12 protein-coding genes are annotated in these 14,390 nt (G+C 52.7%); 10 read left to right on the top strand and 2 right to left on the bottom strand.

From position 1 onward, the window contains the following. The first annotated feature begins 2 nt into the window (after positions 1–2). From LBW89_RS22185 to LBW89_RS22155, 7 genes are all read left to right on the top strand, one after another. Positions 3–1,073, top strand: a complete 1,071-nt coding sequence (locus LBW89_RS22185) for a sensor histidine kinase (protein ID WP_148450613.1) — start codon at positions 3–5, stop codon at positions 1,071–1,073. Next, complete coding sequence (locus LBW89_RS22180; protein WP_148450612.1) at positions 1,042–1,692, top strand: response regulator; 651 nt, start codon at positions 1,042–1,044, stop codon at positions 1,690–1,692. Before LBW89_RS22185 ends, LBW89_RS22180 begins: the two co-directional genes overlap by 32 nt. Before the next feature lie 149 nt (positions 1,693–1,841). Continuing rightward, complete coding sequence (locus tag LBW89_RS22175) at positions 1,842–3,518, top strand: S1C family serine protease (protein WP_225040430.1); 1,677 nt, start codon at positions 1,842–1,844, stop codon at positions 3,516–3,518. A 152-nt stretch (positions 3,519–3,670) separates the two neighbouring features. After that, the gene (locus LBW89_RS22170) at positions 3,671–4,360 is read left to right on the top strand and encodes a response regulator transcription factor (RefSeq protein WP_148450610.1); all 690 of its coding nucleotides are present in this window, start codon (positions 3,671–3,673) and stop codon (positions 4,358–4,360) included. 2 nt (positions 4,361–4,362) lie between these two features. After that, positions 4,363–5,823, top strand: a complete 1,461-nt coding sequence (locus LBW89_RS22165; protein WP_148450609.1) for a sensor histidine kinase — start codon at positions 4,363–4,365, stop codon at positions 5,821–5,823. A 66-nt stretch (positions 5,824–5,889) separates the two neighbouring features. After that, positions 5,890–6,846 carry a 4-hydroxy-3-methylbut-2-enyl diphosphate reductase gene (locus LBW89_RS22160; protein WP_148450608.1) on the top strand — a complete coding sequence of 319 codons (957 nt, stop codon included), beginning with the start codon at positions 5,890–5,892 and terminating at the stop codon, positions 6,844–6,846. Positions 6,847–6,974: 128 nt separating this feature from the next. Then, entirely contained in the window at positions 6,975–7,700 is a 726-nt protein-coding gene (locus LBW89_RS22155) for a CAP domain-containing protein (protein WP_225040428.1), read from the top strand. Positions 7,701–8,223: 523 nt separating this feature from the next. On the opposite strand, the gene LBW89_RS22150 is transcribed toward LBW89_RS22155, so the two are convergent. Beyond that, positions 8,224–8,550 (bottom strand): hypothetical protein, encoded by a 327-nt coding sequence (locus LBW89_RS22150; RefSeq protein WP_225040426.1) that lies wholly within the window; start codon positions 8,548–8,550, stop codon positions 8,224–8,226. Positions 8,551–8,768: 218 nt separating this feature from the next. On the opposite strand from LBW89_RS22150, the gene aroF reads away from it, so the two are divergent. Both aroF and glnA read left to right on the top strand, forming a co-directional pair. After that, positions 8,769–9,812, top strand: coding sequence for a 3-deoxy-7-phosphoheptulonate synthase (aroF, locus tag LBW89_RS22145; RefSeq protein WP_148450605.1), 1,044 nt, complete (start codon positions 8,769–8,771; stop codon positions 9,810–9,812). A 244-nt stretch (positions 9,813–10,056) separates the two neighbouring features. After that, complete coding sequence (glnA, locus tag LBW89_RS22140) at positions 10,057–11,481, top strand: type I glutamate--ammonia ligase (protein ID WP_148450604.1); 1,425 nt, start codon at positions 10,057–10,059, stop codon at positions 11,479–11,481. Positions 11,482–11,589: 108 nt separating this feature from the next. Here the strand turns inward: glnA and LBW89_RS22135 are convergent, their stop codons facing one another. Then, positions 11,590–12,612, bottom strand: coding sequence for a LacI family DNA-binding transcriptional regulator (locus LBW89_RS22135; protein WP_148451189.1), 1,023 nt, complete (start codon positions 12,610–12,612; stop codon positions 11,590–11,592). A gap of 409 nt (positions 12,613–13,021) precedes the next feature. Here LBW89_RS22135 and LBW89_RS22130 point away from each other — a divergent pair, with 409 nt between their 5' ends. Next, positions 13,022–14,386: an ABC transporter substrate-binding protein gene (locus tag LBW89_RS22130; protein ID WP_225040424.1), complete on the top strand. Its 1,365-nt coding sequence runs from the start codon at positions 13,022–13,024 to the stop codon at positions 14,384–14,386. The last annotated feature ends 4 nt before the right edge of the window (positions 14,387–14,390 follow it).

The following is a 14,390-nucleotide window of genomic DNA, read 5'->3' as shown; positions in this document are numbered from 1 at the left end:
CGATGATCGTACAGCGGATTTTGAAAAATACGAAATGGGAACTGCTGCTCTTTTTTCTGATGACGGGCAGCCTGGCGGCGATCGTCCGCTATGTCGGCACTGTAACCGGGGTCATTGTGGTTCTCGAACCCCGGCTATGGCTTTACGACATGGTGGGTGTCGTCGTTTTGACGCTCATTATCGGGTACATCGCCGGAAGGCGTATCCAAGGCCGGATCGACCTGCTGCACTTAAATATGCTCCAAGTGGCCAAGGGCAATTTGTCCGTCCGCATGCCGGAAACGGTGGACCAGACGTTTGCCGGCGCCTATCAGGAATTCAACAATATGATGAATGCGATGGAGAAAAAGCTCCAGTTGCTGCAGCAGCTCGGCGAGAAGGAAGTCATGGAGAAGGAGCAGGCCGCAGAGATGGCTGTGCTGGAGGAGCGGCGGCGGCTGGCCCGCGATTTGCACGATACGGTGAGCCAGCAGCTTTTTGCCATTCACATGGCCGCCTCTTCGCTTCCCAAGGTGTTGGAAAATAACGAGCAGCAGGCTCAAGCCGTAATGGATCAACTGATTCAAATGTCCAATACGGCCCAGAAGCAAATGCGCGCGTTGATCGCGCAACTGCGTCCGATGGAGCTTGTCGGAAAGACCCTTTCGGAGGCGCTGGACGCGTGGTTCCCGGACTACTGCCGCCAGAACGGCTTGAAGGGAATCAAGGATATGGATTTGCAGGGCGATATGTCCGAGGCGAAGGAGCATCAGTTGTTTCTGATTATCCAGGAGGCGATGGCGAATATCGTCAAGCATGCCGGAGCCCAGCTCGTCAGCCTGTCCCTCAGGGAAGGGCCGAGGCAGGTTGTGCTCAGCATCAGCGATGATGGCCAGGGCTTTAGCGGGACCTCCCAAAAACAAGGTTCCTACGGACTGACGACGATGAGGGAGCGGGCCGAAAAACTGGGCGGACAAGTCGAAATCATCAGCAAGCCGGGAGCGGGGACGACGATACGGGTACATATACCAAAGTTTGAGGATGCCAAAGGGGAGAGCGGGAATGAACGGAAAGATCAAAGTGATGATCGTTGACGACCATGACATGGTCAGAATGGGGCTGAAAACTTATTTGATGCTGGATCCGGGTTTTGAGGTGATCGCCGAGGCCGGTAACGGGCAGGAGGCGCTGGACGTGCTGCAGCGGGAGGAGCAGCGACCCGATATTATTTTGATGGATTTGATGATGCCGGTGATGAACGGAGCCGAAGCGACAAAAGAAGTGCTGAGCCGGTTTCCCGGGCTGAAAATCGTCATTTTGACCAGTTTTCTCGAAGACGAGCTTGTGGTTCAAGCCGTGGAGGCCGGAGCCGTCAGTTACGTGCTGAAAACCGTCTCCGCGGAGGAGCTGATCTATGCCCTGCAAGGAGCTTATCGGGGAATGCCGGTGATGACCGGGGATGTTGCCCAAGCTTTGACGCGGGGACTCCGTCAGCGTTCGGTGCAAGGAGACGACTCCGGCTTGACCGAGCGGGAGAAGGAAGTGCTCCTGCTGATTGCGGAAGGCAAGACGAATAAGGACATCGCCGAGGAGCTTCATATCAGCATCAAAACCGTGAAAACGCATGTCAGCAATCTGTTGATGAAATGCGAGCTTGAGGACCGGACACAGCTTGCGATATATGCCCACAGGCAGGGTTGGGTAAACCAATAACTTCCCCGGATTTCCTTCATGGTCGCTTACTCTATCGCTTTTATCTCCTTTTTAATTGTTTTTAATGTACCCTTAAGGTTTATAGTACAAAATAAAGACAAGAAAACAAGAGAACCCCCTGAATACCGGGGGAAGGAGGGGTTAACATCATGGATGAGGAAAAATTCAAACAAGGTCAACCTTTCGGAGGGGACGGCGGTAGCGGTTCAAGCCACAAAGATCATCATACAGACGACAACTCGAATCCATACGGCGGACAGCCGGAAAATGCGGGTTCAACCTATTATTATTCGTACGGCCCCTTTCAATCTTATGGGAAAAACGGGGAGAACGGCAGGGACGCGGGCGAGTATCGCCGCCAGCCGGAGGAAGTGGAGATCATGCGGTCCGAGCCGATCAAGCCGGCTCCACCCATTTACGAGCTCAGCCAAGTTACCGGCAGTCCGCTGGGCGGCGGGTCGAACGCGGAGGGACAATCGGCCGCTCCCGCGGCTAAAAGCACGGGGAACTGGCAGTTTAACAAGCCGCCCAAGCGCTCGTCCTTCAAGTCGGTGATCGCCGGCGCTTTGGCCGGGATGCTGATCATAACGGGGGCCATGGTATTTGCGGATCGCCAGAACCTGTTCACCCCGGGCGCGCCGACGACGACGGCATCCGCACAGGTTAATTCCTCAGGCGGTAATTCCGCACAGGGAGCCGCAAATGGAAGTTCCGCTTCTTCGAAGGCGACGCAGGCGCTCTACCCGATCACCGATCAGGGAGAGGTCACGAATGTGGTCAAGCAGGCGGGACCGGCGGTTGTCAAAATCGAAACGCTCGTCAAGTCCAGCAAACAGGGAACGCGCAGTAATCCGTACAGCAACGATCCGTTCTACCGTTATTTCTTTGGTGACGATTTTTCCGGCGGATCCGAAGATTCCGGCAACGGAGGCTCCTCGTCCGGCTCGGATCAACTCGTCCCTACGGGGATCGGTTCCGGCTTTATTTTCGACAAAACGGGATATATACTGACCAACGAGCATGTTGTGCATAACGCCGATGTGGTACAGGTGACGGTTCAGGGTACGGAGAAGCCCTATGAGGCGAAAGTACTCGGAACGAGCTATGAGCTGGACCTTGCCGTCCTGAAAATTGAAGGAAGCAACTTCCCTTCGATTCCGCTGGGCAACTCCGGCAACACGCAAGTCGGCGAATGGCTGGTCGCGATCGGAAATCCTAAAGGTTTTGACCACACCGTAACGGTAGGGGTGCTCAGCGCGAAGGAACGCGGACCGATCACCATTCCTGGGGAGAATGGGGAGAAGGACCGGGAATACGAGCATTTGCTGCAAACGGACGCCTCGATCAACCCGGGGAATTCCGGAGGTCCGCTGCTGAACTTGAACGGCGAAGTGATCGGCATTAACGTGGCGGTCAGTTCGGATGCCCAAGGGATCGGGTTCGCCATCCCGACCAGCACGATTACGGAAGTGCTCGACAAGCTGAAGAACAATGAGAAGATCCCGCAAAAACCGGTACCGTTTATCGGTGCGACATTGATGACGATGACCGATGAGGTGGCCAAACAAATGGGGACCGATGTGAAAGAAGGCTCGATCGTTTCCGACATCGTGTTTAAGTCCCCGGCTTATAACGCGGATCTTCGTCCCTATGACATTATCACCGGGGCGGACGGCAGTAACTTTGCCACCAAAGAAGGCCTGATCGAGTACATTCAAAAGCAGAAGGTCGGCAATGAAGTCACGTTCCATGTGGTTCGTAACGGCAAGAAGATGGATCTGAAGATCAAGATCGGCGATAAAAATGAATTTGCCGATATCGGGTAACCGAAGGAAAGGCTATAAACAAGTTCAAGACGGCAGGGCGTGTCCCGGCCGTCTTTTATTAAGCCTGATCGAAGAGCTCACGGGATGCGCGAATCCCGGATCTTTTTGCTAAAATAATAGGTAAAACAGTTTTGTCGAAGGAGAGATGACGGTTGAGATCCTCGATTCTGGTCATAGATGACGATGAAAAAATTACCTCCATGCTGCGGCGGGGCCTCGCTTTTGAAGGCTATGACGTCCATACGGCGAGGAACGGAGCGGAAGGGTTGTCGATGGTGATGTCGGCCGACCCCGATTTGATTATCCTGGATGTCATGATGCCGCAAATCGACGGGTTCGAGGTTTGCCGGCGGCTGCGCGAAGGGGGTAGCGGTGTCCCCGTTCTGATGCTTACCGCCAAGGACGAGGTCGAAAACCGCGTCAAAGGCCTGGATACGGGGGCGGACGATTACCTGGTCAAACCCTTTGCTTTGGAAGAACTGCTCGCGCGGGTGCGTGCGCTGCTCAGACGCAGAGAACCGGCGGGCGATACTCCGGAACATCGGCTTGTATTCGAGGATATCGTGATGGACATGGATTCCCGGGAAGTGCTCCGATCCGGGCAACGATTGGAACTGACGGCGAAGGAGTTTGATTTACTGCATCTGTTTATGCAGAATCCGAAGCGCCTGCTGACCCGGGACCTCATCATGGATAAAATTTGGGGATATGACTACAGCGGTGAATCCAATGTGCTGGAGGTATATATAGCCATGCTCAGACAAAAAACGGAGGAGCACGGCGGAAAAAGAATCATTCAGACCATTCGCGGCGCCGGCTACATTCTGAGAGGAGAGTCCTAGAAATGTCGATACGGTGGCGGCTGACAGCTTGGTATACCGGTATTTTGGCCATCACATTAATCCTGTTCAGCACCTTGATTTACTATATTGTGGAGTACAACATTTTTAGCGAGGTCCGGAAAAAGGTCGACGACCAGGCGGATCAAATCCTCAGTTCCCAGAACGTGACCCTCTCTCAAGGATGGGATCTCCAGTTGAACCGGAGCCAGGTGATCAGGCTGGAGGATGCCCGGATATTCTGGCAATTGAACAACTATGTCATGGGCGTGATGCGCCGTTCGCCCGGCCTGCAGGAGCGGGAGATTTCCTTTCCCGTCCCCGACTTGGAGGACATCGGCAAAAATAATGTCTTTCAAAGCATTATTTTAAACGGCAAATCTTATATTCTTTATGAGCGTCCGGTCTATTATGAGAATACGATCATCGGATTGCTTCAGCTTGGCGCCGATACGACCGCGGAAAATCGGATGCTGGCTCAAATGAAGACGGTGCTGTTATTCGGTTCCTTTATCACGCTTGTGGTTGCCAGCACCTTCGGCCTGTTTCTGGCCCGTAAATCGATAGCTCCGATCAGCAAAGTGATCGAGGCCGCCAACGGGATCCAGACGGGCAACGATCTCAGCGTCCGGATCGATTACGACGGGCCAAACGATGAAATCGGGCGTTTAATCGGGACGGTAAACAGCATGCTCGCCCGGACCGAAGGCTTTTATAATGAGTTGAGCGAAGCCTACTCGGCGCAGCGCAGGTTTGTTTCCGATGCGTCCCATGAGCTGCGGACTCCACTTACCACGATTCGCGGCAATGTGGACCTGTTGAAGAAGGTGTGGTCATCCTCCGAGGATACGGGGCGGCAGGGATTGGACGAGGAGTCGCTGCAAAAATTATCGTTGGAGGCGGTCTGCGACATCGCGGATGAGTCCCAGCGGATGAGCAGGCTGGTCAACGACATGTTGTCCTTGGCCCGTGCCGATGCAGGCCAGACCCTCGAGTTGGAACCGCTGCCGCTGCGTCCGCTGGTGGAGGAAGTGATTCGCCGAGCCCAATTTCTGCCGCGCAACGCCGCCTGGCTCCAGGGCGATCTGGACGCGATTGAAGGCGCCTGCGTCCGGGGGAGCAAGGACTATCTGCAGCAAATGCTGTTTATTTTTATCGAGAACGCCTTTAAATACACTCCAGAAGGCAGCGTGAAGATCGATGCGGTTCGGGCGGGCGACCAGGTAGGCATCCGGATTGCCGATACCGGCATCGGCATGGATCGCGGCGAGGTTCCGTTGATCTTCGAACGTTTTTACCGGGCCGACCCCTCCCGCGGGGTAACGCCGGGTACCGGACTAGGCCTGTCGATCGCAAAATGGATCATCGACGAGCATCAAGGATCGGTTGAGGTGATGACCAAGCGCGGCGAAGGCACCACATTTGTGATCTGGCTCCCCGCTGTCTTTAATGCGCTTCCCGAATAGGCTATAATAATAGGGATTCCCTTTAGAGCAAGGAAAACCGGGAACAGAAAGCAGGGAGAGCAAATCATGGAAGTCATTAAAATATCGCCGCGCGGTTATTGTTACGGAGTTGTCGATGCGATGGTGCTGGCCCGGCAGGCGGCCAAGAACCTCGATCTGCCGCGTCCGATTTATATACTTGGCATGATTGTGCACAACAGTCATGTGACCCACTCGTTTGAGGACGAAGGGATTATCACCCTGGATGGCCCGAACCGGATGGACATTTTGCGGCAGGTGGAGAAAGGGACCGTTATTTTCACGGCTCACGGCGTGTCGCCGGAAGTGCGAAAGCTGGCCCGGGACAAAGGGCTGACGACGGTGGACGCGACCTGCCCGGACGTCACCAAGACGCATGTGCTGATCGAAGAAAAGGTGGCGGACGGATACGAGGTCATCTATATCGGGAAGAAGGGGCATCCCGAGCCGGAAGGCGCCGTAGGCGTTGCGCCGGGGAAGGTTCATCTGATCGAGAAAGAAGAGGAAATCGCGGACCTTCAAGTGTCCGCCGACCGCATTGTCATTACGAATCAGACCACGATGAGCCAATGGGATATCAAGCATATTATGAAAAAGCTGCTGGAGAAATTTCCCGGAGCCGAGGTGCATAATGAAATTTGCCTCGCCACCCAGGTACGTCAGGAAGCCGTGGCGGAGCAGGCGGGGCAGGCAGATCTGGTTATTGTCGTCGGGGATCCGCGAAGCAACAACTCCAACCGTTTGGCTCAAGTTTCCGAGGAAATCGCCGGGGTGAAGGCTTACCGGATCGCGGATATTACCGAGTTGAAGACCGAATGGCTGCAAGGGATCCAAAAGGTGGCGGTGACGTCCGGCGCTTCCACGCCGACGCCGATTACGAAGGAGGTCATCGCTTATCTTGAGCAATATGATCCCGAGAATCCGGCGACTTGGGAAATCGTCCGTACGGTCAATATGAAGAAGCTGCTGCCTCCGGTAAAGGAAGGCGTAAAGACGAAATCTTAATCCCTTTGCTCACACAGGTGGAATAGGTTTTCCAACTTTTGCGGGGTCCTTCCGGGAAAGAATTCTGTTATACTCCTCTTAGAAAGGTTACAGAAGTGTAACCAAATGACTTCAGAGGAGATGACATCATGAAATCAAACCGGAAGAACAAACTGTGGATGGCCGGAGGATTAACGGCCGTCCTCGCCGCGGCGCTGATTCTGCCTAACGGAGCTTCGGCTCAATCTTACGGCAATTATACCGTTAATGCACAAAATACAACGACCTGGAAGACTTACTTCTATACGATACCTTGGAACGAATTTTATAAGCAGCCTTCATCCGAACCTCAAACCGCTCAGCCGGCCAATCCGGTACAACCTGCTCAGCCAGCGAAGCCTGTTCAGCCAGTTCAGCCAGTTCAGCCAGCGAAGCCGATTGAGCAGACTCCATCGGTGAAGCCGACGCAGCCGGCGCAGACTCAAAACGGTACGGCTGTGGACAAATCCCAGTTCGCCACCCAGGTGATCACCCTGGTCAACCAGGAACGGGCCAAACAAGGCCTCAAACCGCTGTCCGGGGATGCCGCCTTGAACAAGATGGCATTGGCCAAGGCCCAGGATATGAGCCAAGGCAACTATTTTAGCCATACGTCGCCAACCTACGGTTCGCCGTTTGATATGATGAAGCAGTTCGGCATCAGTTACCGTTATGCGGGCGAGAATATCGCCATGGGCCAGAAAACGCCGGCCGAGGTTGTGAATGCCTGGATGAACAGCGAAGGGCATCGCGCCAACATTTTGAGCCCCAATTTTACGCTGATCGGCGTCGGATACTATAACGGGTACTGGGCGCAGGAGTTTGTAGGGAGATAAGGTTTTAGATAGCGATTGAACAGGAGGACCGAATTCACTTCGGGCCTTCTGTTTTTTTTATAGCGTTAGATAACCAATCCGATTAATTAAAGGTAAAACCCCCCCTGTTAATGTAGCGCTCCTTGCATTTATCCGAGGGGACCAACGGCTGTAACAGCCTCCCATTGAGCTGGACGGGTCAATAAGGGCCATTTGCGGCGCTATTTTGTCGAAATTGTCCTTTCGGTGTGAAATAGAGGTCATTTGAGGCCTTATTTTAGAGAAAGTCGAGCAAAAACGGATTTTTGAGCTCGTGCCACAGAAATAAGGCCGATTTTGGCCGCTATATTACCCGCGAAAGCGAATCAGCGCGAAATAACGGCCCAAAACGCCGCTATTATGACAGGCTGCAAAAGAGATTGCGGGCAGGCAGCACCGGATCAGGTTTAATGCAACGCCAATGCGGCTAAAGCCCCTCTGCGGTCGAACAAGCACCAAAATACCGGGAATAATTCCCTTTATGTTAGGCTGCGGCCCGCTTCGCTCATTCCTGGAACAAAGCATAAATAAGGGCCATCACAAACGCCGCCATTATGCCCAGCAATAGAACGCCGCAGCGGATGATGATCCGTAACCACCACGGCTTCCTTACAATCCATTCATTGACGCGTTCCATGTACAAAGCCCCGCCCGCAATCAACAAGACCAATCCGTTAAAAAAATAATCTCCGAAAGTCCGGGGGTTAGGCGTATAGGAAGCGATTCCGGTCTTGCTTCGCATTACCTCATTTCTTGGAAAAACCGCCATGATGGCCGCCATCAGGATTTGGAGAAGGTAAAAGTAATAACAGACCTGGAGTAATAGTGCCATATTGCCTCCTCGTTTCATGGAATACAGCTGCCCCGCCTCATCTTTTATTTTGCCATGATTGCGGTAAGGGCGCCACAGAAGCTGCTGGGTAAAAGAAAAAGGTTGACGCACAGGAAGCAATCGGGTATAGTTGCTTTAATGGATAAAAGCTTAAAAGCGAACAAGCGTTTAAGCGCGATAGTGATCGCGCTTGATGAATAAGAAAGGATGATTCATTCATGATCGTAATTACGTCCAATCAAACACCCGAGGAGCGGGTGCAGGAAATTATCGCCGTGATTGAGAAGGAAGGACTGCAAACGCACGTCTCCCGCGGCAAGGACCGTACGGTAATCGGACTCATCGGATCGATTGAACCGAAATTGGCCGAACACCTTCGTCAGATGAAAGATGTGGAAAATGTCGTTAAAATATCGAAGTCGTACAAATTGGCCAGCCGGGACTTTCATCCGGAAAATACGGTTATCCGGATCGGTGACGTGCAGATCGGCGGCGGTGATCTCGTTATTATGGGCGGCCCCTGCGCCGTGGAGTCTCCCGAGCAGATCGATGAAATCGCGGGCCTAGTTAAAGCGGCAGGCGGCCAGGTGCTGCGCGGAGGAGCGTTTAAACCGCGTACGGGCCCTTACAGCTTCCAGGGCATCGGTGTAGAAGGCCTTGTCATGATGGCCGAAGCAGGCAAAAAACACGGCCTTCTGACGATCACGGAGGTGATGACGCCGGAATACGTCGACGTGTGTGCCGAATACGCCGATATTTTGCAGGTCGGTACCCGGAATATGCAAAACTTCGATTTGCTGCGCAAGCTCGGCGCTTGCGGCAAGCCGGTGCTGCTGAAACGCGGCTTCAGCGCGACGTACGATGAATTTTTGAATGCCGCCGAGTACATTTTGGCGGGCGGCAACCCGAACGTTATGCTGTGTGAGCGCGGAATCCGCACCTTTGAAACCTACACGCGGAACACGCTCGATCTGTCGGCGATCCCCGTGTTGCAGGGCCTCAGCCATTTGCCGGTGATCTCCGATCCGAGCCACGGCACCGGGCGTCGTGAGCTGGTGGAGCCCATGACCAAGGCATCCGTGGCTGCGGGGGCGGATGGACTCATCATCGAAATGCATACGGATCCCGATAATTCGATGACGGGAGACGGGGTGCAGTCGTTGTTCCCGGATCAGTTTGCAGCCTTGCTGCAGGATTTGGAGAAGCTGGCTCCGCTGGTCGGCAAACGTTTTGATACGCCGAAAGCAGCCCTCCAACGGTAAGAAAGCAAGGGCTTATCCACCCCAAAATCAAGCTCTCCCGTATGGATAACGGGAGGGCTTTTATACTTTTTGTCGTATAATTTGTACTTAGTGTAATAATAGCTGACATGAGATATAAAAATACCTTACATAGCTATTGACGACAAGACGTGTCAGTTCTATAATGACGACAGTATAAACATAAAGGATGAACATTAAACAATATTAAGTGTTTTAATGTTCGTGATTTGGGGAGGAAGTCATTATGTCAGCAGAGTTGGTTATGAAAACAATTCAGGAAAAGCAAATTGAGTGGGTCGATTTTCGTTTTGTTGACTTGTCCGGCCGTTCGCATCATATTACCCTGCCGGCAAAAGAAGTAGACGAGAATACATTTATTAACGGCGTCGCTTTCGACGGATCTTCCATTCCGGGATTCCGTGGAATCGAAGAGTCCGATATGGTTATGATGCCGGACCATGGCGCGGTTTTTGTGGATCCGTTCACGGCGCATCCGACATTGAACGTGTTTTGCGACATCTATACCCCCGACGGTGAAAGATATGAACGAGATCCGCGCAGCATCGCAGTCCGTGCGGAAGAATATTTGAAAGAGAGCGGTGTAGGGACGGCGGCTTTCTTCGCTCCCGAGTCCGAGTTCTTCATTTTCGACGACGTCCGCTATGAGAGCGGAATGAACAAAACCTACTATTCCGTAGACTCGGAAGAAGCGAACTGGAATACGGGCCGCAGCGAGGAAGGCGGCAACCTGGGATACAAGATTCCGGTAAAAGGCGGGTACGTGCCGGTAGCTCCGGCTGACAAGCAGCAGGACATCCGCAGCGAAATGTGCCGGCTTCTGGAAGAGGCGGGCCTCCGCGTCGAGCGCCACCATCACGAAGTGGCTACGGCCGGCCAGGCGGAAATCAACTTCCGTTTCGACACGCTGCTGAAAACCGCCGACAACCTGATGGTCTATAAATACATCGTGCACAACACGGCGATCCAGTTCGGCAAAACGGCGACCTTTATGCCGAAACCGCTGTTCGGCGACAACGGCAGCGGGATGCACGTGCACCAATCGATCTTTGACGGGGATACTCCATTGTTCTACGAAAAAGGCGCATACGCCAACTTGAGCGAAACGGCGCTGCACTATATCGGCGGGATTCTCTACCATGCACCGGCTTTGATCGCGTTCACGAACCCAAGCACGAACTCCTTCAAACGTCTGGTTCCGGGTTATGAAGCTCCGGTCAACCTGGTTTACTCCAAAGGAAACCGTTCGGCGGCTGTGCGGATTCCGGTTGCGGCGGTTACCCCGAAAGGATGCCGGATCGAATTCCGTACGCCGGACTCGACCGCGAATCCGTACCTGGCCTTCTCCGCGATGCTGATGGCCGGCCTCGACGGAATCAAGCGTAAAATCGATCCGAGAAAAGAAGGCTACGGTCCTTTCGACAAGAACATTTATGAGCTTTCGAATGAGGAAAAAGCGGAAATCCGCAGTGTTCCGGGGTCTCTCGACGAGGCGCTCAGCGCCCTGGAGAACGACTACGAGTTCCTGACCGAAGGCGGCGTGTTCACGAAAGCTTTCATCGACAACTTCATTGAATTGAAACGCGCTGAGGCAAGATCCGTGGCAATCCGGGTTCATCCTTACGAATTCGGTCTCTACTACGATCTGTAAAAATAACAAAGCAACGGCTGGACGGGAACCTCGGTTCCTTTCCAGCCGTTTTTTTGGGCATAAAGAAGGACACTCCCGCTTAGATGCAGGGGTGTCCTATTATAGTGCTTAAACAGTGATCTTGCTCCCGCAAGATTCGCGAATGACCAGTTCGGGTTCGACCACGACGTTGCTGGTTTCCGACTGGGAGTTGATGAGGTCGAACAGCAGGGACGCGGCCAGACGGCCGATTTTGTCCTTGTTCTGACGGATTGTTGAGAGAGCCGGGGTTGTGTACTTGCAGGCTTCGATATCATCGCAGCCGATGATGGCGATATCTTGGGGAATTTGAAACCCGCGTTCCCTCAAGGCTTTCATCGCACCGATAGCCAGCAGATCCGAAGCCGCAAATATAGCGCGCGGCAGGTTCGCACCCGAGTCGATCATTCGGCTTACGGCTTCATAGCCGCTCTCCTCGAAAAAGTTCTCCCCGTTCACGAACCAGTTCTCCGTAATCGGAAGCCCGAAGCTTTCGATCGCGTCCTTGTAGCCCTTCTCACGCATATTCGAGATATCCGATTCGGAAGTGCTTCCGATATAGCCAAGCTCGCGGTACCCCTGCAGATAAAAATGCTCGACGACTTTGTAAGACATTTTATAATTGTCGGACATAATATAACCGGAACTTTTGCCCTTTAATTCGATATCGACGCCGATGCAGGGGATTTCGCTGTGATCCAGTTCGCTGATGGACGGCTCGACCTGCTGGCCGGTTACGATGATGCAGCCGTCTACGTGAAAATGGCGGCATCTGGCCAAATAATCGCCATCGATGGCATGGGACTTCTCATTCGAGAAGAACAGCAAATCGTAGCCCAGGAAACCCATCTGCTTCTTAAAAGCGTTCAACACCTCGACGAAGAAAGGATGCGTAAAGTCGATGTTCAATTTTCCTGCGAAAATGACCCCGATCAAATTTGATTTCTTGGTGGCTAATGTTTTCGCGGAATTTGAGGGAACATAGCCGGTTTGTTTCATAATTTCGAGGACTTTCGTCTTAGTTTCTTCGGAAATATCGCTATAATTATTAATGATTTTGGATACGGTGGATACGGAGACGCCCGCCATTTCCGCAATCGTTTTAATATTGATCGTCAAAAAGAAAGCCCCCTTCGTTTAAAACGATTTCTCAACATCGTCGTTTTCCTGGTTTTCAAACAGCGAAACGACTTTCGTAAAATAAGTTTACATTCTTCACCTTCATCAAGTCAATGAAAAATGTCGGACAGAAGGGGGTGAAAAAACAGCACTTTATGTAGGATTATTGCGGAATTAGAGCATCCGTCTCCTCATGTCGCAAGCGGAATCCTATTGTTTAAAGCGGCGAAAAAATCCTCTTTACAAACTTCGTTTTTGATGTAATAATGTGTTTTGACGAAACCGCTTTCGGAAAGGTGACGAAGAATTCGCTTCGATAGAGCGAAATTTACGAAAATTTAGCGAAAGATCTTTTCGAAAACGTGGCCCGTCGAACTATTTACCATTATTAGGGGGTAACAACATGGTCAAGAGAATTTCAGCCTTGGTACTTGCGGGTGCTCTTACGCTTAGCCTCGCGGCTTGCGGCGGCGGCAACAAAGGCGGCAACGCGGCGCCGGCGGGTGAAAGCGGTGGCAATGCCGCAACCGGGGAGAAGAAAGTGATCAAGATTCTCCATTGGAAACAAGAGAACATCAACAAGGCAATGGAAGAAATCAACAAGAAATTCGAAGAAAAGTATCCGGAGTATAAAGTGGAATACACGACCACCGGGCCGGACGACGAATATAAACAAGCGCAAAGAGCGCGGATTACGGCTAACGACGTAGATATTTTGGCCGACCTTTCGGGGATGAGACTTTCGCCTCAAGAATGGACTCCAGGAGCGAAAACGCCGGACTGGCAGCAATGGATCGACGCGGGCCTGATCGCGGATCTGTCCGACCAGCCGTTCGTGAAAAACTGGAACGCCAACGACATTGAAAAAGCCGGTACATACAACGGCAAAGTGTACGCGATTCCTACCGGTAAAGTGGCGATGTCCGGTTTGTTCTACAACAAGCAAATTTTTGAAGAAAACGGACTGAGCGTGCCTAAAACCTGGTCCGAATTCATCAAACTTAACGATGCTTTGAAAGCGAAAGGCATCACGCCGATCGCGGTTGCAGGTAAAGACGTATGGCCGTTGAAGCTGCCGGTATTCGCGCTTCAGTCGAAAATTCTGGGCGGCGGCAACCAGCAAAAATGGATCGAAGGCGTTTGGAAAGGCGAAACCGCGTTTAACGACGCTGAAGCGATCGAAGTGCTGGAAAAAGCAAAAACGATTCAAGACAACTACATGATCGACGGATTCATGGGTATCGACTACGCTTCCGTTCCATCCATCTTCGCGGCCGGTAAAACGGCGATGCTGGCTGACGGATCGTGGGACGCTCCGACGATTGCGACAGCGAATCCGGATCTGAAATTCGGATACTTCCCGCTTCCGGCTACTGAAGACGCCGCGAAAAACGCTTCGTTCGTAGGGAAGTACGATGTGACCTGGTATGCCGCGGAGAAAGGCCCGAACAAAGAGGGCGCGCTCAAATGGCTGGAGTTCTTCTCCGAGCCTGAGAACTACACGACATTCGTCAAAGCCGCAGGGTTCATTCCTACCCAGGACAACATCTCTACGGACAGCGAGTTCATCGACAAAGAGCTGACTCCTTACCTCGGCGACTTTGAATTGGCTTATGAAATCATGATGATCAACCGCGAAAACGTGGGCGAACATTTGGCTGCCGAAGGTGTCCACACGGAATACCTGGCACCGGGCGGACAATTCAAGACCGCTAAAGAACTGGCTGACGTACAACAAAAAGAATGGGAAGCCGCAGCTCCAAAATAATGTA

Source organism: Paenibacillus sp. alder61 (genome assembly GCF_020179875.1).
GTDB classification, from domain to species: domain Bacteria; phylum Bacillota; class Bacilli; order Paenibacillales; family Paenibacillaceae; genus Fontibacillus; species Fontibacillus faecis.
This window is presented reverse-complemented; position numbering and strand designations above follow the sequence as displayed.

Bases quoted from the DNA above. Each gene is read 5' to 3' on its own strand.
- LBW89_RS22185 (WP_148450613.1), top strand. From the start codon at position 3: ATGATCGTACAGCGGATTTTGAAAAATACGAAATGGGAACTGCTGCTC.
- LBW89_RS22180 (WP_148450612.1), top strand. From the start codon at position 1,042: ATGAACGGAAAGATCAAAGTGATGATCGTTGACGACCATGACATGGTC.
- LBW89_RS22175 (WP_225040430.1), top strand. From the start codon at position 1,842: ATGGATGAGGAAAAATTCAAACAAGGTCAACCTTTCGGAGGGGACGGC.
- LBW89_RS22165 (WP_148450609.1), top strand. From the start codon at position 4,363: ATGTCGATACGGTGGCGGCTGACAGCTTGGTATACCGGTATTTTGGCC.
- LBW89_RS22160 (WP_148450608.1), top strand. From the start codon at position 5,890: ATGGAAGTCATTAAAATATCGCCGCGCGGTTATTGTTACGGAGTTGTC.
- LBW89_RS22155 (WP_225040428.1), top strand. From the start codon at position 6,975: ATGAAATCAAACCGGAAGAACAAACTGTGGATGGCCGGAGGATTAACG.
- LBW89_RS22150 (WP_225040426.1), bottom strand. From the start codon at position 8,550: ATGGCACTATTACTCCAGGTCTGTTATTACTTTTACCTTCTCCAAATC.
- aroF (WP_148450605.1), top strand. From the start codon at position 8,769: ATGATCGTAATTACGTCCAATCAAACACCCGAGGAGCGGGTGCAGGAA.
- glnA (WP_148450604.1), top strand. From the start codon at position 10,057: ATGTCAGCAGAGTTGGTTATGAAAACAATTCAGGAAAAGCAAATTGAG.
- LBW89_RS22130 (WP_225040424.1), top strand. From the start codon at position 13,022: ATGGTCAAGAGAATTTCAGCCTTGGTACTTGCGGGTGCTCTTACGCTT.